Annotated in this window: 18 protein-coding genes and 1 pseudogene; 5 read left to right on the top strand and 14 right to left on the bottom strand. The window is 64.4% G+C overall.

What is annotated here, in order from left to right; translation table 11 throughout:
• Positions 1 to 11: 11 nt before the first annotated feature.
• Positions 12 to 896 carry a recombinase family protein gene (locus KNW02_RS15790; protein ID WP_216034243.1) on the bottom strand — a complete coding sequence of 295 codons (885 nt, stop codon included), beginning with the start codon at positions 894 to 896 and terminating at the stop codon, positions 12 to 14.
• Positions 897 to 1,077: 181 nt separating this feature from the next.
• On the opposite strand from KNW02_RS15790, the gene KNW02_RS15785 reads away from it, so the two are divergent.
• Together KNW02_RS15785 and KNW02_RS15780 are read left to right on the top strand one after the other, a co-directional pair.
• The gene (locus tag KNW02_RS15785) at positions 1,078 to 1,320 is read left to right on the top strand and encodes a type II toxin-antitoxin system Phd/YefM family antitoxin (RefSeq protein ID WP_216034242.1); all 243 of its coding nucleotides are present in this window, start codon (positions 1,078 to 1,080) and stop codon (positions 1,318 to 1,320) included.
• Entirely contained in the window at positions 1,320 to 1,721 is a 402-nt protein-coding gene (locus tag KNW02_RS15780) for a type II toxin-antitoxin system VapC family toxin (RefSeq protein ID WP_216034241.1), read from the top strand. Before KNW02_RS15785 ends, KNW02_RS15780 begins: the two co-directional genes overlap by 1 nt.
• Before the next feature lie 32 nt (positions 1,722 to 1,753).
• On the opposite strand, the gene KNW02_RS15775 is transcribed toward KNW02_RS15780, so the two are convergent.
• Positions 1,754 to 2,851: a tyrosine-type recombinase/integrase gene (locus KNW02_RS15775; protein ID WP_431356766.1), complete on the bottom strand. Its 1,098-nt coding sequence runs from the start codon at positions 2,849 to 2,851 to the stop codon at positions 1,754 to 1,756.
• Positions 2,852 to 2,977: 126 nt separating this feature from the next.
• Here KNW02_RS15775 and KNW02_RS15770 point away from each other — a divergent pair, with 126 nt between their 5' ends.
• Both KNW02_RS15770 and scpB read left to right on the top strand, forming a co-directional pair.
• Complete coding sequence (locus KNW02_RS15770) at positions 2,978 to 3,865, top strand: DUF1403 family protein (protein WP_216034239.1); 888 nt, start codon at positions 2,978 to 2,980, stop codon at positions 3,863 to 3,865.
• Positions 3,866 to 3,867: 2 nt separating this feature from the next.
• The gene (gene scpB, locus KNW02_RS15765) at positions 3,868 to 4,476 is read left to right on the top strand and encodes an SMC-Scp complex subunit ScpB (RefSeq protein WP_216034238.1); all 609 of its coding nucleotides are present in this window, start codon (positions 3,868 to 3,870) and stop codon (positions 4,474 to 4,476) included.
• Here the strand turns inward: scpB and KNW02_RS15760 are convergent.
• The 3 genes from KNW02_RS15760 to KNW02_RS15750 are packed head-to-tail and all read right to left on the bottom strand — an operon-like array spanning position 4,473 to position 8,045.
• On the bottom strand, positions 4,473 to 5,504 hold the full coding sequence (locus tag KNW02_RS15760) for a TniQ family protein (protein ID WP_256447748.1): 1,032 nt from the start codon (positions 5,502 to 5,504) through the stop codon (positions 4,473 to 4,475). The two genes, scpB and KNW02_RS15760, sit on opposite strands and share 4 nt — an antisense overlap.
• Positions 5,501 to 6,382 carry a TniB family NTP-binding protein gene (locus KNW02_RS15755; protein ID WP_216034236.1) on the bottom strand — a complete coding sequence of 294 codons (882 nt, stop codon included), beginning with the start codon at positions 6,380 to 6,382 and terminating at the stop codon, positions 5,501 to 5,503. The genes KNW02_RS15760 and KNW02_RS15755 overlap by 4 nt, the downstream gene beginning before the upstream one ends.
• Position 6,383: 1 nt before the next feature.
• On the bottom strand, positions 6,384 to 8,045 hold the full coding sequence (locus KNW02_RS15750; protein WP_252733974.1) for a transposase family protein: 1,662 nt from the start codon (positions 8,043 to 8,045) through the stop codon (positions 6,384 to 6,386).
• A gap of 116 nt (positions 8,046 to 8,161) precedes the next feature.
• On the opposite strand from KNW02_RS15750, the gene KNW02_RS15745 reads away from it, so the two are divergent.
• A complete protein-coding gene (locus KNW02_RS15745) occupies positions 8,162 to 9,160 on the top strand; it encodes a hypothetical protein (protein ID WP_431356767.1) in 999 nt (332 codons plus the stop codon).
• 287 nt (positions 9,161 to 9,447) lie between these two features.
• Here the strand turns inward: KNW02_RS15745 and KNW02_RS15740 are convergent, their stop codons facing one another.
• From KNW02_RS15740 to KNW02_RS20910, 9 genes and pseudogenes are all read right to left on the bottom strand, one after another.
• Positions 9,448 to 9,669, bottom strand: coding sequence for a hypothetical protein (locus KNW02_RS15740; RefSeq protein WP_216034235.1), 222 nt, complete (start codon positions 9,667 to 9,669; stop codon positions 9,448 to 9,450).
• A 13-nt stretch (positions 9,670 to 9,682) separates the two neighbouring features.
• The gene (locus tag KNW02_RS15735) at positions 9,683 to 11,044 is read right to left on the bottom strand and encodes an NADH-quinone oxidoreductase subunit N (protein WP_078523489.1); all 1,362 of its coding nucleotides are present in this window, start codon (positions 11,042 to 11,044) and stop codon (positions 9,683 to 9,685) included.
• Between the two features lie 5 nt (positions 11,045 to 11,049).
• A complete protein-coding gene (locus KNW02_RS15730) occupies positions 11,050 to 12,510 on the bottom strand; it encodes a complex I subunit 4 family protein (RefSeq protein WP_216034234.1) in 1,461 nt (486 codons plus the stop codon).
• A gap of 11 nt (positions 12,511 to 12,521) precedes the next feature.
• A complete protein-coding gene (locus KNW02_RS15725) occupies positions 12,522 to 14,420 on the bottom strand; it encodes an NADH-quinone oxidoreductase subunit 5 family protein (protein ID WP_216034233.1) in 1,899 nt (632 codons plus the stop codon).
• Positions 14,417 to 14,728: an NADH-quinone oxidoreductase subunit NuoK gene (nuoK, locus tag KNW02_RS15720; protein ID WP_050532696.1), complete on the bottom strand. Its 312-nt coding sequence runs from the start codon at positions 14,726 to 14,728 to the stop codon at positions 14,417 to 14,419. The genes KNW02_RS15725 and nuoK overlap by 4 nt, the downstream gene beginning before the upstream one ends.
• Entirely contained in the window at positions 14,725 to 15,243 is a 519-nt protein-coding gene (locus KNW02_RS15715) for an NADH-quinone oxidoreductase subunit J family protein (protein ID WP_078523484.1), read from the bottom strand. The genes nuoK and KNW02_RS15715 overlap by 4 nt, the downstream gene beginning before the upstream one ends.
• Positions 15,240 to 16,127: a complex I subunit 1/NuoH family protein gene (locus KNW02_RS15710; protein WP_252733971.1), complete on the bottom strand. Its 888-nt coding sequence runs from the start codon at positions 16,125 to 16,127 to the stop codon at positions 15,240 to 15,242. Before KNW02_RS15710 ends, KNW02_RS15715 begins: the two co-directional genes overlap by 4 nt.
• 8 nt (positions 16,128 to 16,135) lie before the next feature.
• Positions 16,136 to 17,128, bottom strand: coding sequence for an NADH-quinone oxidoreductase subunit D-related protein (locus tag KNW02_RS15705; protein WP_051487980.1), 993 nt, complete (start codon positions 17,126 to 17,128; stop codon positions 16,136 to 16,138).
• 204 nt (positions 17,129 to 17,332) lie between these two features.
• Positions 17,333 to 17,557, bottom strand: a pseudogene (locus KNW02_RS20910) (heavy metal-binding domain-containing protein); the annotation flags it as partial.
• Positions 17,558 to 17,786: the final 229 nt, after the last annotated feature.

Genomic DNA, 17,786 nt, shown 5'->3' with positions numbered 1-17,786 from the left:
GTCCGCCGCGTCTACCCTAGCAGCCCCAGCCTCTCGGCTCGCTCCAACAGCATCTTCACGGATGACGGCTGCCAGCTGGTCCGCCCGCGCGGCGTCCGCTCCCGCATCTTCTCGAGTCTGTTGCAGATTTCTTTCAGCGTAATTTCTGGGTTTGCGCCCTTGATACCGGCAACGATGGCGGGCAAGCGGTCGTCGGTATCGCGGCGACCGGCACGGCCAAGTACGGTTTCCGGCAGGAAGCCGTCGCGGACATAGGCATTCACGGCGCGCAACAATCGGCTTTGGGTCCATTGACGTTCGTAGGGCAGGGGGCCGTTGATGATGCGCAGCACGTCTTCCCAGGCCATGTCGGGCCGCAGGCGGCGGACATGGGGCACCCAGTCCTGCGCGGTTTCGTTCAGCCGTTCCATATAGCCGCCCTGTCGCGCCAGCCGCACCTTGCGAAGCGCCGCGGGATCGCGAGCGCGCAAGCCTGGATTGCCGCCGATCCGGCCCTTGCTGCGCGCCGAGGACAGCCCCGCCTTGGTGCGTTCGCGGATCAGGGCGCGCTCGAACTCGGCCGCGGCGCCGAGAACTTGCAGGGTGAACTTGCCCTGCGGCGAGGACGTGTCGATCGGATCTGTCAGAGAGCGGAAAAAGGCGCCTTTCGCCTCCAGCCGCTCGATCACTTCCAGCAAATGCGAAAGCGACCGCGCCAGGCGGTCGATGCGCACAACGACAAGGGTATCGCCCTTGCTAATCCGCTCGAGCACGCGGGCCAGCACGGGACGCGCGCGGTTTCCGCCCGAGGCTTGTTCCTCATGGATCTCCGCACAACCCGCGGATTTCAGGGCCTGCGACTGGGGCAGGGGGGTCTGATCCTCGGTCGAGACGCGCGCGTAGCCGATCAATGGCATCAAAGCAGGCCGTTTGCAGTTTCATGTACCAGCAATAAAGGACCGATTGGCGAAGACAGTGGCGGCGGGTGAGTTTTCTCATCCGAACTTCACCATCTGAAGCTTGCGACATGGGTGCGTCTTGACATGTTCAACCTAAGGCGCCATTTATCTAGACAGATAGCTAGCTAGGTGATACGCCATGTGGACTGTTCAGGATGCAAAAAACAAGTTCAGCGCAGTCGTCGATGCGGCATTGGCGGGAACGCCGCAAGAGGTCACGCGGCGTGGAAAACCTGCAGTGGTCATCCTGTCTGCGGATGAATATCACCGGCTACTTGAAGGTGCCGTAAGGGCGCGAGAGAGCTTTGCAGAGCATCTGATGGCCTTTCCCGGCGGGGACTTCCCGCGCGCCACGGCCGTCCCGCGTGACGTAAGCTTCTGATGTACATTCTCGACACCAACGTCATCTCGGCCGTGCGCCGCGCGGACCGTGCTCCCCAGGTGGCAGCCTGGTTACGTGGCAAGGCTGAGCAGGACCTTTTCCTGAGTGTTATCACGCTGGGCGAAATCGAGCGCGGCATTCGCCAGCAGGAGATCCGCGATCCAGCGTTTGCCAGCGACCTCCGCAGCTGGCTTGATCGCACGGTCTTGCTGTTCTCGGATCGCCTACTTCCATTTGAGGCCGAGGATGCGCGCATCTGGGGACGGCTCTCGGCCGAGATCGGCCATAACGGCGCTGATCTGATGATCGCGGCATCAGCGCTACGCCATGGCGCTATCGTCGTGACCGGGAACGTCAGTGACTTCGCGCCGACCGGGGCTGCGGTCGAGAACCCGTTCTAGACGCACTACAGATTCGATAGGGCAGGGGGGGCTTACAGTCCAGCGGCCTTTGTAAGGTTCACGCGGAACCTGTCGCGACGGCGCTGATAACGGCGGGTCATCTCTGCGCTGGCATGACCGAGCTGCTTTTGAACATAGCGCTCATCAACTTCCGCGCTGCTGGCAAGGCCTGCGCGCAGGGAGTGGCCCGAGAAAAGACGGACGCGCTCTGCCTCGGGCAAGTCGGGGCGCAGACCAGCCTCACGGGCGCAGGTCTTGATCAGGCGAGCGACGTGTTTGTCCGACAGCCGTCCGCCTGTAGCTTTCAGACCGTTGCGCGACGTGGCGACGAAAAGCGGGCCGAAGTCGATCCTGGCGTAGTGCAGCCATTGACTCAATGCACGGACCGGGCAGGTCTGGTCGGAGGAGCCGCGGGCGATTTCGACCTCGCGCCAACCGGTCTTGCCGCGCAGGGTGAGGAGCACGCCGTCCTCCAAGATCTCGACCCAGCCGCCGGAGTCAGGCGTGTCATCCTTGCCGTGGTCGAGGCTGACAATTTCGGACCGACGCAGGCCACCAGCAAAGCCGATCAGCAGGATCGCCCGGTCGCGCAGGCCGCGCAAATCGTGGGGGAGGGTTGCCAGCATGTCGCGCAGGTCTTCCGGCAGAATGGCCTCTTTCTGTGCTGGTGGCCGTGCGTGCTTGCGGCGGATGCCAGCCAGGACGCTGGCAATGTGCCGATCTTTGCGGTCGAGCCGCTCTCCGCGCTGCGCATAGCCCCAGGTCAGGCCAGACAGCCGCCGTTCTATAGAGGAGGCCGAGAGGGCAGGTGCTTTGCCGCTCGGCGCTGCCAGATCGGCGATGTAGAGGCCGATCAGCTGGGACGACGAGGGGAGAGGGTCCGCGCCACGCATCCGGCACCAGCGCGCGAAGTGGGCCCAATCCTTGGTGTAGGCCTTCAGCGTGTTCTCCGACGCCGCCTGACGCGCATAGTCACGCGCCGTTTCGACCAGGCGGTCGAGCGTGCCCGAGCCAGCGACATGGGAGGGCAGGGCGATCGTGTCGCGCTCCGTATCAGCGCTGTCGTCCCGCTCATGGCGATCGGGACGTTCCGGGGGTTCTGAAGGCGATTTCTCGGGCGTTTCGGTCATACCGTCGAGCATACTCCCCCGACGTCCGATAATGCAATCTTATTGGACATTGTGGAGCCAACAAAGCTGCGGCGCTATTGGTGCATTTAGCTGGTAGAAAGCGCCGTCACAATATAAGCTGCCGACATGGGAAAACCGCGCGCCGAGCCTTTGGAAACCTTGCCGATGCTGCCCCCGCTGCCGGGCTGGATCGTCTCTGCGCCGTCCGAGCCGCCGGAGGCTGCGGCCTTCCGGTCCGGGGCCGCGCTGGCGCATCTGGGTCAGGCAATGGCGTCGGGGGATGTGCCTCTGGCGCTGTGGCGCGATCGTCTGGCCCTGACGGCGGCCGAGAACTGCGCTGCGATGGCGGGGCGAAGGGAAGGGCAGGGCGCCTTGCGCGATGCCCTGCACCTGACGGGACCGGGCGACGACCCCGGCCCGGCGGGGCGGATCGCACGGCAGTGGTCACGCGCGGCGGCGCGGCCGGTTTCGGTCGCGCATCTGGTCAATACGCTGGACGGAGTAACGGCAGAGCGGATCGCGCTTTGCCTTGATGCCACCGGACCGACCCCAGTGGACCGCGCGGCGCAGGTCGTCGAGGCGGTGCTGACCGATAGTCCGCGAGCCGAGGCCGCCGCCCTGATCCTGGCCGATGCCGCGTTGGCAAAAGCGTTGGGGGCAACGCATGTGCTGCCGCTTCTGGCGCTGACGCTCAAGCCCCGCGATATACGCCTGCGGGGCGATGATCTGCGTCTGGCCTGTCACCGCGCCGTTGTCTCTGCCGTCGGGCAGGCGCTGCAGCTGGCCTGCGATCTGGCCCGTGCGGCGGCCCGCCTTCGGGCGGTGGCCCCGAAGCTGCGCGCCAAGGCGGCGGGCCGGGCGGTCGATCTGTTTCTGTCGCGCGATGCGCTGGTGCCGGGGGCATTGGCCTTTATGTCGGATCGGGCCGCGCGACGGCTCTGCGACCGACTGGTGGCACTCGGCGCCGTGCGCGAACTGACAGGGCGGGACACGTTCCGCCTGTACGGGGTCTGAGCATGGGGCGGCGCGAGGACACAGAACTTGACCGCGAATTGGCCGTTCTTCCCCCTGAGTTGCGCTGGCGGGAGTGGATGCGCCGGATCGAGGCGGTGCTGTTTGCAAGTAGCGCACCGGTGGCGCGCGAGGATCTGGCGCGGGTCGTGGGGCAGGGGGCCTCGATCGATCTGTTGATCGAGGATCTGGCAGTGGATCTGGAGGGCCGACCCTATGAGGTGGCACAGGTGGGCAAGGCGTGGATGCTGCGCACGCGCGCGGCCTATGCCCCAGCGATCCGCGCTGCGGCAGATGTGGACAGCCAGGCGCTGAACCTGTCGGACTACGATCTGGCCGTGCTGGCGGCGATTGCGTATCACCAGCCGGTCAGCCGCGACGGGTTGAAGGACATCTTTGGAAAAGAGATCAGCCGTGACCTGATCGGCCGACTTGCCGAGCGGGACCTGATCGGCACCGGCCCCCGTGAGCCGAGACGTGGCGCGCCTCATACCTTCGTCACCACCGAGGCGTTCTTGGCTGCCTTCGGGATGGAGTCCTTGCGCGACCTGCCAGACCCCGAGCAATTGGACGATGCAGGCCTGGCAGGCCCATCGGGGGCCACGGAAGGTTAGGCGACCGGCCGGGCCTCAACAGGAAATCGGCGACTTTGGTGAAGCCGGATTGCTGCCCGCAGCAAGGCGGCCAGATCAGGCTCTCTGGAGGAGGAGGCCGGCCTCGGCCCGGCAGTTTCGCCAAGCCGATCTCTGAGCGTCCTGACCAACCCCTTGTGGTTTTCGGAGGCGCGGGCCAGCCCGAGCCAGAAGGTCAGCGGGCCGCGTTCTGTGGGGTCCCTTACCTCGATCTGCCGCTCTGACAGCCGCTGGAAGAAATGGTAGCGAACCCGATGCGACAAGAACGGGATCGTTGATGTCGCCGTTCCGACGGGCACTGGGTGTTTCATAAGCTGCACGGCAAGAGACTTCCGGTCGCCCTGCGCGCGCCCAGCGGAATCAAGGCGCAGCAGATCGTCGATCAGCCGCTCGAGGCGCCGGGCGCCCGTACTTGCCGGGCCAGTCGGTTTTACGAGAGGGGCGTCGCAGAAGGCGCAGTACTGTTGTGGCACAAGGCGAGCCTGACGAAATGGCGCAAGGCTCTGCCCACAAGACGGGCAACGGTCGCGCAAGCGGCAGCCATGGCGAAAACAGGACACGCGGGTTGCCAAGGTCCAGCTCCGCCGGAAATAGGGCACCTCGTCTTCCCCCAGGCAGGAGGGACAGAACTGCAACCAACAGGACTGCGCCGTCGATGTCCCTGCATCTTGCGGCCGGGTCCGCAGCCGCAAGCGCAGGGTCGAGAGTGGACTGTTGGCCAGACAAAGACCGTCGATCTCGTCGGGGCAGATCGCCGTATGGTCGAGCAGCAAGCGACGAACAGAATCCGGCAGATGCCGGTCAAGTTGCGCCGACCATGTCTCGCCGGCCACCCCGAGCACCGCTCCAAAATAGCGCGGCGGCACACCATTGGCATGTGCAAGCCGATGCAGCCAGCTTGACAAAAGCTCCCCAGGAGCTGGCCGGACGTCCACCGGCCAGCGATGCCCCGCGGCCACTCTATAGCGGCGGGCCGGGGAGACGGTGATCCTCTGCGCACTGCTGGTCATGTCATTGAATGGCGCAAGGCCGAGTTCCGTCGCCGTGACAGCGGTACATAGCCGAGGGCCATGACGGTGCTGGACGTGATCCTTTCCTCACCGCTCTCAACAGCTGCCACCGCCGTCCGGGTGACGATGTCGACCACCTCGCCAATCAGCCCTTCTGACAGATCATGGATCATTTTGGCCAGGGGAGGTCGTGAGAGGTTTGAGGCATGCGCAAGCGGCATGCTGGCCTCGAGACTGTCGAGAAGCGTGGCGAAGTCTTCGTCGAATCCCCACCGTGACACTGCGACCGTATCGAACCGCGAGCCCATTTCTTCGGTGTCGTGCAATGCATCATAGACAGCGATTTCGCCGACAAGCACGGGCGAGATGTCATGCACGCGTGCGATCCGCCGCAGGAACGAGAAGATTGCCTTCACATCCTGTCGGCGTCCGCGCAGCGCACTGTGGAATTCGTCGAAAATGAGCAGGCGCGGCTTCAGGCTGTCGAGAAGATGATCGACCTGTTCGCTGGCGCGGGACAGGCTACGCCAGCCGGCAGCCTGCGGGGCGCGCAGTCCGGACAGAATGCTTGCGTAGAAATGCGACAGGCCTGCCCCCTCCCGGGTCTGGATCACCCAGACCCTTTGCCGGTCGGCACGGCGCAGATGTTCGACGGCGAAGCGTTCGGCGATCATGGTCTTGCCGTTGTGATAGGGACCAGCAATCAACAAGCCGCGTGGACGGAGTGATGGCGGGCGTTCCAACAGCCGCCGCATCGCATCATGTGCCGCAGAGGCACCGGGATGGCCTATCCAGCGTGGCGCCCGAATATGAGCAATGCGGGTGGCAGCATCCGCATCGAGCAACGCTGAGGTTGATGGTAGGAGATGGTCGGCCATGCTACCAAGTCTCCACAGGAAAGACGCGGCGGGGTCGGTCGGGTTCTGGTCCGGTATGGGTCGCCTCTGAAACCTGCCCGACATTTTGATACGCCTTCGGCGCGTCTGCGGCGTGTCGGGCCCTGGTCATTTCCCGCAGGTGAGCCTTCTTGGATTTGGCCCCGGCGACGGTCGCCGCGATTTCCCGGCGCAGAAGCGTCTTTTCCTGCGCCGGTCGTTGTTGGCTCTCACGCGTGCGCGCTCGGTCGGCTTCATGCTGCCAAAGGGTGATTGGCATGGTCATCCCATCCCGCCGCTTTACCGGACGCCAGATCCGCGTGTCGGGATCGGCGATGTAGATCCGGCTGATGTCCCGGGGGTCGTAGCATAGATCCAGAGGTGGCAACCGGTCACGGCGGGCGACGAGAGGCCCAAGCCATTGCTCGAAGTAGTCGATGGCGAACAGGCTGACGCCCTGGGGAGAGATGCGGCGTGTTGTGCGGGGGAGAAAGTTGAGCAGGACTTGGTCAGGATCATCGATCGGCCGGTCCGTCGGTGGAAGTCGCAGCTCCCATTCGAGGCGAGGCACGGTCAGCTTGCGCGCGTTCTGGGTCTGGTTGTGATCGACGATTGCCAGGGCGATGCAACGCTCGAGGGCCGCGAAGGTCAGACTTGCCCTCTCATCGGACGAATAGTCGCCACGGTCCGCGATGGACCGCCCGGTCTTGCCGGGAAGGGAGCGAAGCACCGTGTTCACTTTTCCAAGGAGGCGCTCGACAACCCCACCTCGGTGAACTGTGCCCTTGTTCCGGGTTCGGACGGTGATCCCGAAGTCGGCGCATCCCGTCGTGAAGGTGCTGCTTTGAAACTCCTTGGCGGAGTCGACAACGATCTGCTTCGGGCGGCCGCACATTTCCCATGGGTGCGCAATCCCGCGTTCGGCCAGCCAGTTATCCTTGCTGCATATCGCGTGGGCAAGGCACAAGGCGACCGAGAGCCGGGACGGACGCTCGAGGGTCAGACAGAAGCCGATGATGGCACTCGTCGCCACATCGGCGGCGATGGTCAGATAAGGTCTGCCAACGAAGATGCCATGATCGTCGATCACCTCGACGAACTGGATGTCGGCCGGGGTATGATCGATCTGGACGACCTCAAGGGCGTGGGCGGCACGGATGTATCCCGGACGCGGCTTCAGGCGGTGAAGATGCTTGCCACCGGAAAGCCGCCGCCGCGCGATCTCCTCTGGGGTGAACACGCGCGGGATCCGCTTGGCCACAGTGACATAGGACGGGGGCTTGTACCCTTCGCTGTCACAGCGCGCACGGATTTCGTCGACGATGGGCGCGAGATCGGGTTGCTCTGGCTGCAGCCACATCTTTCGCAAAGTGTCGGAAATGATGGCTTCCACGCTGGCCGATATCCTCGCACGCCGCGCGCCATTCGTCCGAGGAAGAAGCGACGAGACACGGCGGTCCTCCCGATACCGGGCGAGGTGATTGTAGACCTGACGCGTCGAAAGGCGCAGTTCCACCGCTGCCCGGCTGACAGCCTCCCGCATCGGCAAGTCGCCATCGAGAACCCGGTCAAGTTCGCGAGCGATCCGAACCGCCTTCGACCAAGCCTCGTCTGAAGCGCGGTAAGCTGCCCGCTCCAAAGGCCGATCTTTGCTGAGCGCTGTCATGCCGCCGTGCCCTTCAAAACCTATTGAAGTCCATAATGAAATTGAAATCGCAAAGCAGAAACCCGCGCCACTTCCGGAGGTACCTTGCGGAAATCATGTGAAAACCACGCAGTGAAATCGTGAAGGAAAAGCGACACTGGTTTCTGCCGGGACCACTCGATGAAGAACCAAATGATTTGCCTCCCGGGCCACGGGCAGAACCGCCCGACACTGCTGTCATCGAAGACTGGGCAAAGGCAGAAAGCGTTCAAGCTGCTCGACTGGCACGGGTCGCTGGGCGTCTGGGTGCTCTGGATGACCGACTGCTGCGCGGCCCGGAAGGCTGGCGGCATCGCCTCGCTTTGATAGAGGCAGCGAACCTCAGCTGGTTCGCGGGGGACCGGGTGAGTTCTGATCGTCTGGCGCTCTGGATATCGATGCGGCTTTCGGGCGCACAGGATGACCCTAATGCCCTTGCAAGAGTTGGATGGGCTGTTCGGCGCCTGACAGGCGGTCCCGGACCGGTGGCCGACCTGGCCGCCTTCCTGGATCGCCGCGATCCCGAGAGCATTGAAGACAGCGCTGAGCGTTTCGAAGGTCGCGCGGGCGGATGGCTGGATGTAATGACAGCCGCAGCCGAGCTCCACCCAATCACCAGGGCTTGCATGGGCTTTCATCTCTGGAGTCTGGCGGGCCTCGGACAGCACGGCGACCAGATCGAAGCCGCCGTCACCGCGTCCAGGATCGCGGCCTGCGACGAAGGCGGCGCCGTCTTCGCACCGCTGGCTATGGGCGGGGCAAGGGGGCTGCGCTTCTCGGGTTTGCCAACCGAACGCTTGGCACGCTGGTTGGATGGGATGAACAGCGCAATTCTGACGGCGATGCGAACACTTGACGATATTGAAGCGTGGACGGGTCGGGCAGAAAACGTCATGGCGCAATTGTCTGGCCGCACGCCGCTTGCCTTGCGAAGAACTTTCTCTCAGTGGCCCTTGGTCTCCGCCCCAATGGCTGAGGCGACGACTGGAGCCAGTCGCGCCGCCGTTCAGCGCAATCTGGCGTGGATGGAGGCAAGCGGTTTGATCCGCGAAGTGACCGGGCAGGGGCGCTTTAGGATGTGGAAAGCGACAGGCTGACAGATCGTCCAGTGATGGATGGTAGCATTTTATAAGTGAATACAGTTGCTTGCGGCATCCCCTGTGCAATCTGTGTTCAGGGGGCGATCGTGCGTTGTCGCGCTCTAGCGGGTCTGGCGTTCCGTCTGGCGCCATACGTGCCGCATCCGGACAATCTGGATTGGGTCGAGATTATCGTTAATCAGGAAAGCCTCGACTATGAAGGCACGATGATCCTAGATTACCTGATGCCGCGATGGATGATCTAGGTGATCTATCTGTCCCCGATCATTCCGCCTCCAGCGGTTTCAACCTGTTTGCACATGCGATGATGCGCGTTGACGATTGCGGCAGTGGTCGATACCCTGTTCGTGCTTTATGCGTAGATTTTTTTTTGCCTGCTTGCCGGTCTCGGGACCCAGCACCTCATCTACATCATCGCGCGCAAAAGGTGCGCGCGCGAATGTCCGATGCTCTTCGCTTGAACGCGTCTCAAACCGGCGGGCTGGCCCGGTCACCTTCAAATCCATGCCGATGTCTGGTCTACGGCCCGGGCAGGATTCCGGCCGCGAGCCCGATGAGCAGCGTGGCAAGCACGGTGACCACGACTGTTCCTTGGGTCAGAACTGCGCCCACCTCTGACGGGTGCTCTGTCGAAGAAGTTCGATACATCGGCACCATCAACCGCAGGTAAACTCCAAGTGCCAGCACCGAGTTCAGGACGCCGATGATCGCAAGCCACAGATACCCGGCCTCGACCGCTGCCGAGAGCAGGTAAAATTTGCCCACGAAGCCGAAGAGCGGCGGGATGCCGGTCAGTGACAGCAGGAACACCACCATCGCCGCGCCGAGCCACGGACGGGTGCGCCCGAAGCCTTCGAGATCGCCCAGATCGCGCCCGGCCAGCAGGACAACCGCAAAGGCACCGAGGTTCATCGCCACGTAAGCGGCGGCAAAGACCAGAATGCCCGGAACGGCAAAGCCGCTGGCCCCGAGGGCCACGACGCCCATCAGGAAATATCCCGACTGTGCCACCGAGGAATAGGCGATCAGGCGCACAAGGTTGGTCTGCACCAGTGCGGCGAGGTAGCCATAGGTCATTGTCGCCGCCGCGATCACGGCCAGCGCCAGAGGCCAGCCACCGTCACGGGGCAGGTCGCGCAGGACCTGCGCGAACGCGAAAAAGGCGGCCGCCTTGGTGATGACGGACAGGTAGGCCGCGATCGACACGGGCGCCCCCTGATAAGCGTCCGGTGCCCAGAAATGAAACGGCACCAGCGATCCCTTGTAGCCCAGACCGACGATGATGGCGATCAACCCGGCGATGGTCACAAGTGTCTGGCCCTGCAACTGGCCCAGCTCCGAGAACAGGGTCGAGCCGGTGCCGCCGAACCAGAAGGTCAGCCCGTAGATCATCACCGATCCGGTGACCGCGCCGAAGACGAGGTATTTCATCGCTGCCTCGGTGGCCGCATCGTCGCGCGGCCAGGCCACAAGCGCGAAAGAGCCCAGTCCGGTCAGCACAACACCGATCACCACCACCATCATGTCGCCAGCCCCCGACAGCATCAGCGCGCCAAGGGTCACGAGCACGACGAGGGATTGAACGCTGCCTTCGCGCGGGCGACCGGTGATTTCGGCCCGGACGAGCAGCAGGGACAGAGCGGTGCCGGGCAGCAGGATCAGCTTGGCCCAGCCCGAAATCAGGTCTATCCGGTAAGTGCCGCCGAAGACGGTGGCGTCAACGCTCAGCATCGGCAGTGTCAGCAGGGTGGCCGCCGCAAGCCCGGCCAGACCGATGGCCAGCACCAGCCGCGCCGCGCGGAACATCTCGGCGACGATCATCAGCATCGCCGCGGCGGCAAGCGTAAGCTCCGGCGCCAGAAGGGCAAGATCGCGGCCCATCTCCATCAGTTGCCGAGGCCCGTCATGGTGGTGTGGATCATGTCAATCAGCCAGCCGGGTGCGACACCGATCAGAACGGTCAGGACGAGAAGCGGCAGGACCACCAGCTTTTCGCGCCGGTCCAGATCGGGCATGTCGGCCCATTTGTCGTTCATCTCGCCCAGAAACACGCCCGCGATGGCCCGCAGATACAGCGCCGCCGTGACAACGATGGCGAGGATCGCGATCAACCCCCAGGGCATGCCGTTCAGCGTGGCAAGGAAAATCTGGAACTCGGCCGGGAAGTGCGCCAGGCCCGGCAATCCGAGAGAGGCGAAAGCCGACAGGATGAAGGCCCAGCCAAGCCACGGCACACGGCCCAGCAGCCCGCCGAAATCGCCGATTCCGCGGGTATGGGCCCGGTCCTGCAACATGCCCACAAGGAAGAAGAGGGCGCCCGTGACCAGCCCGTGGCTGACCATCTGGAGGGTCGCGCCATCCAAAGCTATGGTCCGGATGCGCGGCTCTGTCGCCAGTGCAGCAATGGCGACGCCCATCACCACGTACCCCATGTGGTTAACGGACGTGTAGGCGATCATCTTCTTTAGGTCGCTCTGCGCCAGTGCCGCGAAGGCCCCGTAAAGCGCGCTGACCACCCCGAAGGCGAGGATCACCTGTCCGGCCTGCGCGAAGGCCTCGGGCGTCATCTGGTAGGCAAAGCGCACCAGCCCGTATGTGCCGAATTTCAGCATCACGCCGGCGAGGATCACGCTGCCCGCCGTGGGCGCCTGCACATGCGCCGCCGGAAGCCAGGTGTGGACCGGGAAGGCCGGGATCTTGACCGCGAAGGTCACGAGCATTGCAATCAGCGCCAGCATGGCGGGAAGCCCGCCCAGTGTGGTACCTTCGACCCAGACACGCATGTCGAAGGTACCTGAGCCGAGGTAAAGCCCGATGATCGCCAGCAGGAGGGGCAACGAGCCCACAAGCGTATAGAGGAAGAACATGAGCGCAGCCCGTTGCCGCTCTTCATAGCCCCAGCCTGCGATCATGAAATACATGCCCACCAGTGAGACCTCGAAGAAGACATAGAAGAGCAGGCCGTCAAGCGCCATGAAGGTGCCGAGCGACGCGGTTTCCAGCATCAGCATCAGCACCACATAGGAGGCCGCCCGCTCCCCGATCCGCGCCGAATACAACGCCGACAGAAGAAACAGAAGCGAGGTCAGCAGCACAAGCGGCAGGCTCAACCCGTCCACGCCCAGTCGGTAGGCTGCGCCAATGGCCGGGATCCAGGCGATTTCCTCGACCTGGGCAAAATCTCCGGCCACGATGCCCCGCGCCCAGATCCCCAGCGTGATGAGGAAGACGGCCCCCGTCGCGGCGATGGACACCGTGTGTGCCTTTTTCGTGGAGCGGTCGGGCAGCGCCATAAGCGCGAGACCGGCAAGGATGGGCAGGAAGGTGGCAATGGTCAGAAGCGGCATGAGCGCGATCCTCAGAAGAAAAGCGGGGCGGCGAGGAGTACGCCGGTGACAAGGGCGATTCCGGCGACGGTCATCGCCATTTCGCGGTGGATAAGGCCGCTTTGCAGGCGGCGGGCGCGGGTGCCGAGGGCGACTGTGCGATCGACAAGGCCAAAGATTGCGCGGTCGATGGTGTCACGGTCGGTGCGCAGGCTGATCTGTCCGAGAGACAGGTTCAGCCTGCCAACCGCGTTGACCAGCGCCAGAAGCCAGTATTCGGCGCGCTCGATCCGGTGTGACAGCGCTTGTGCGCCTGTGACGATGCCGCCCAGCACGACACGGCGGATGATCCAGCTATCCAGACGGTCGCACAGCCGCGCCAGGGCCAGCGCCGGGCGGACCACGAGGGCGTCCAAACCCCCTGCAATTGGAAACCCATCCCGCGCAGGTGCAAGCAGCGGACCCAGAAGGCGGGCGGGGGCCAGCAGCCAGCCAAGCGCCAGCCCGGCCAGACCCACCGCCAGCCCCATGGCCGGGACGATCCAGCCGGGCTCGGCCAGATGCGCGCCCAGCATCGCCTCCAGCGGTTTGAAAACAAGGCCGAGCGTGGCGGCGAGTGCCACGAGAACGCCCATGCCGACGGCCATAAGCGGCACTGGATCGTGGGGCTTCTCCGGCGTGCCGGACCACAGCACCTTCAATGCCCGGCCCATATAAGCCCCGGTCAGCACCGACCCGGCAAGGGCCAGCGGCAGCAACCACGCGGCAGAGGGGCTATCGAGAGCCGCGGCGAGTATTGCGTCCTTGGAATAGAAGGCAGCGAGCGGTGGCAGCCCGGCCAGCGCCAGAGCTGCCACGGCAAAGCCCGCAAAGATGCCGGGCCGGGTGCGACCTGCGCCCGCAAGCGTGTCAAGATCCGTGCTCTCGCGGTCGTGCTGGAAGACGCCGGCGCCAAGGAACAGCGCCGACTTGATCGCCGCATGGGCGATCAGGTGCAGAAGGGCGGCGATGGGAACCCCGGCCCCCACCGCGATCAGCATCAGCCCGTACTGGCTGGCGGTTGAGGCGGCGAGCAGACGCTTGAGGTCCGTTGCGGCCAGTGCCATTAGCCCGGCAATCACCGCCGTCGCCCCGCCGACAATCCCGATTGCCAGAAGCGCGCCGCCAGGCAACATCGGTGCGGTCCGGATCAGCAGGATCGCCCCCGCCGCTACCAGCGTGGCCGAGTGGAGCAGGGCAGACACCGGCGTTGGTCCCGCCATCGCCCGCATCAGCCAGTCCTGCATCGGCACCTGCGCCGACTTGCCCATCGCCGCGAACAAGAGCAGCAGGCCCGCGATCAGCGCCGGGGTGCCGGTGGTGGCAAGCGTGGCCGATATCTCGGAGGTTCCGGCGATACCGATCAGCAGGAAGGCCGCGAGGTAGAGGCCCAGATCGGCCGTCCGGGTATAGAGGAACGCCCTCATGGCCGCCCCGGGCACTCCGTTGCGTCCGTGCCAAAACCCGATCAGAAGGTAAGAGGCGAAACCGATCATTTCCCACGCCGCCAGAAGTGTGATCCAGTCGCCCGACAGCACCAGAAGTTGCATCGCGGCCACGAACATCAGCATGGTGCCGAAAAAGCGGGGGCGTTCCGGATCCTGCGCCATGTAGCCCGCCGCATAGGTCAGGACCATGGCCGCGACGGTCGCGACGACCAGCGCCAGCGTTGCCGTCAGCGGGCTGGCCACCAACCGGATCGGCAGGTCCGGCAGGAAAGGCAGACTGGCCGTGATATCCGTACCGCCCGCCACCCCGGCGAACAGCGCAATTGCCCCGGCAAGGCCCAGGGCTGCGCCGATTAGCGCAATCGCCTCCGGCGCCCGCCGCAGCGCAAGGGCCGTCAGGCCCGCGCCCAGGGGCGCGAGGATCGTCAGCGCCAGCCAGATCACCCCTTGAGCTCCCGCGCTTCTTCCATCTCGACCGACCCGCGCGAGCGGAACCGCGCGATGGCGATGCCGAAACCCACGGCCATCTCGACCGCCATCACCGCCATGACAATTAGCACGAACATCTTCGCCGCGGTCACATCGGGGTGCAGATAGCGCCAGAACGCCACGAGATTGAGCAGTGCCGCGGCAAGGATCAGCTCGACCCCCATGATGATCATGACAAGGTTGGTCTGGCTGAGCGCGCCATAGAGACCAACGCCGAAAAGCGCCGCACCGACGCTGAGCGCGATCATGAGCTCGGGGATCATGGGGTGTCCTCCTCTTGCGGGGCGATGGCGACCATGGTCGCGGCGATCATCGCGGTCAGGATCATCAGCGCCGCGCTTTCAAAGATGAACATCGAGCGTCCGAGGATTTCGCGTCCCAGCAAGCGCGCCTGTTCATCGGCCCCGGGCACGTCGGGCACGGGGCCTTGCCAGCCGGCGGTCCAGATCACCACAAGCGCGGCAACCAAGCCAATCCCGCCTGCCCAGAGCGACAGGCGTTTCTGGTGTGTCATGTCCATCTTGCCCATGCCGCCGGGGTCCATCATGAACATGACCATGAAGATCGCCATGACGCTCATCTCGGTGGCCATCATCATGATCTGGAGCACGCCCAGGAACTCGGCTTGCATGACAAGGAACATCGCCCCGATGGCGGTCTGACTGAAGAGGAGCGCGATGGCCGAACGCACCATGGAATGCGTGCGAAAGACGACGATCCCGAACCAGATCGCGGCAACACCGAAAAACGCGAGAAACAGGGCGGTGGCAAGGCTCATATCGGCACCACGAGGGCGATGACGCCCACAAGGAAGATATTGGCCAGCGCCAGGGTGATGCCGAGCTTCCAGCTCAGTTCAAGATACTTCGCCTCGCGCAGGCGCGGCAGTCTGGATCCGAGCGCAAGCATCCCTGCTGCCACGGCGAGCGTCTTGAGCGCAGTCCAAACCCAGCCCGGCAGCCACGGGCCAAGCCAGCCTCCGAGGTAGAAAGTGACGGTTGCGCTGGCCAGTGCGACGATGATCACAAGCCGTGCCAGCCGCAGGACGGCCAGCCGCGCGCCGGTGTATTCGGCCTCGACTCCACCCGCCAGATCGCCGCCGCCGGTGGGCAGGTCGATGGGCGGCAGCCAGGCGACACCCATCGCCGCGATGACGAACAGGACGAAGCCGATGGGCTGATAGGCGACGTTCCACAGCGCCGCCTGAGACAGGACGATCTGGGTGGTGGAGAGCGACTCCGCCCGCATCGCCACTGCCGTTATGGGCATCACGATCAGCATGGCATAGGCGATGAACTGGCCCAGAAAGCGCCAGCCGCCGATCATCCCATAAGCTCCGTTTGGCCCCCAGCCCGCCATGATAAGGGCAACCAGTACATAGGCCAGCGCGGCGTTCAGAAACAACGCGCCAATGGCCAGATCGGTAATGATCAGCCCCGGCGCCAGCGGGATCACCGCCACCGACAGCAATCCCGCGACCAGCAGTAGGACCGGGCCGGATTCGAAGAAGAGCCGGTCGGGCGTGCGGGGCATGATCTGTTCACGGCCCAAAAGAGCAAGTGCCGAAGTCGCCGGGCGTGTCAGGCTCAGGCGTCCGTGAACCGCCCAGCTTTCCAGAACGGCCACTGCGTAGCAGCCGACAGCAAGCGCCAAAAGGATCATCGCGATACTCATTGTGACGCGCTCCAGGGATCAAGATCGAGCGAGGCGATTGCGGTCAGTGCGTCGGCAAGTTCCATCTGCTTTATCAGGTCGGGCACATGCGCAGCGAGTGCCGCGAAAGGTGTGGTCAGATGGGTCGAGGAAACCATGCCACCCTTCAATGTCAGGTGCAGGGTTGCCGGTCCGCGCGGTGTTTCCAGTGTGGCCATGCCATGGCCGTCGCCTTTTGCACGCGGCATCACTGGTATCGCAATCGCGCCCGCCTCGGCTATCAGATCAAGGCTTTGCGCAATCTCCGCACAGCGTTGGCGTAGCCGCGCCATCGCGTCGCCTTCATCCTGCGTGATCGGTTCGAAACCTAATTCGTCGTAGACCCCGTCGCCGTGTCTGGCATCGGACGCATGGCCCGCCGCACGTGCCACAGGACCTTCCGATGCTCCCTGAAGCGTCCCGATCCCGGTCAGTTTTGGTCCCATAAGTGATCGGTTGAGTGCAACGTGCAGAAGGCTCGTTATAGAGGTTGCTTGCTCTGCCACCTCATCCGCTTTAGCCGTCCGGACGCGGTGTTCCATGGCCGCCGCCCGGCGCCCCAGCGGTGCAAGGCCCGCTTGTCGAGCCAACCCGGCAAGCCAGTTGAGATGGCTTGCGATCCTTTCGCGTTCAACCGCCGCGGCGCGCGCCGTCAGCACGTCTTTCGGCGCGGTCTGCCCTGTTGCAGCTTCGGCAGCGCGGCAGGCCAGTTCGCGCATCGCCACAGGTGACAGGGGCACCGCGTCTGCAAGACTTGCAGCAAAGTCTTCGAGAGCAACGCCTGATGGCAGCGCTGCCGCCTCCATCCCTCTGATCTCGGCGCCCGCGACGCTGTCTCCATCGAGGGTCAGAACCATATGCAGTCCGCTTGGCAGACCCGGGAAGAATGGGCCGAATGGAGCGTCTATCCATTCCATCACCAACCCGTCGGGGCTGACCGGTTTGCCTTCCGTCAGCTCGACCATGGACATGAAATGTGGCTCGATCCCCGGGATGTCGGGCGCTGCGCCGTGGCCTGCGTGGCCATGATGCTCGCTATGCGCATCCTGCTGCCCGTGTGCGCCATGCGCAGCGTGCCCCCCTTGGCCCTCTTGGGCTGGCGTGTGCGCGTGGTGCTTGTGACTGCCATGTCCACTGTGCGCGTGGCCTCCGGCCTCGGCCTGCGGAACGAGGTCCATGCCGCATTTGGGGCAGGAACCCGGTGTCTCGGAGGTCACCTCGGGGTGCATCGGGCAGGTGTAGGGGCCTGTCGGCTCCGAGGCCGGTTTGGCGTGATGGCCGTGGCCGTGATGCGCATGATGACCTTGGTGCGCGTGCTCTCCGGCCTCGGCCTGAGGGACGAGGTCCATGCCGCATTTGGGGCAGGAGCCGGGCGTGTCGGAGGTGACCTCTGGGTGCATGGGGCAAACATAGGAAGTGGACGCCTCGGCGCTGGTCACAGCATCCGCGTGATGATGGGCCTTTTCTGCTTGCGTAGAACCCGTGGACGATTTCTCATGGCCCTCATGGCCCTCATGGCCCTCATGGCCCTCATGGCCCTCATGGCCCTCATGGCCCTCATGGCCCTCATGGCCCTCATGGCCCTCATGGCCCTCATGGCCCTCATGGCCCTCATGGCCCTCATGGCCC

Source organism: Paracoccus marinaquae, assembly GCF_018860165.1.
Taxonomy (GTDB): domain Bacteria; phylum Pseudomonadota; class Alphaproteobacteria; order Rhodobacterales; family Rhodobacteraceae; genus Paracoccus; species Paracoccus marinaquae.
This window is presented reverse-complemented; position numbering and strand designations above follow the sequence as displayed.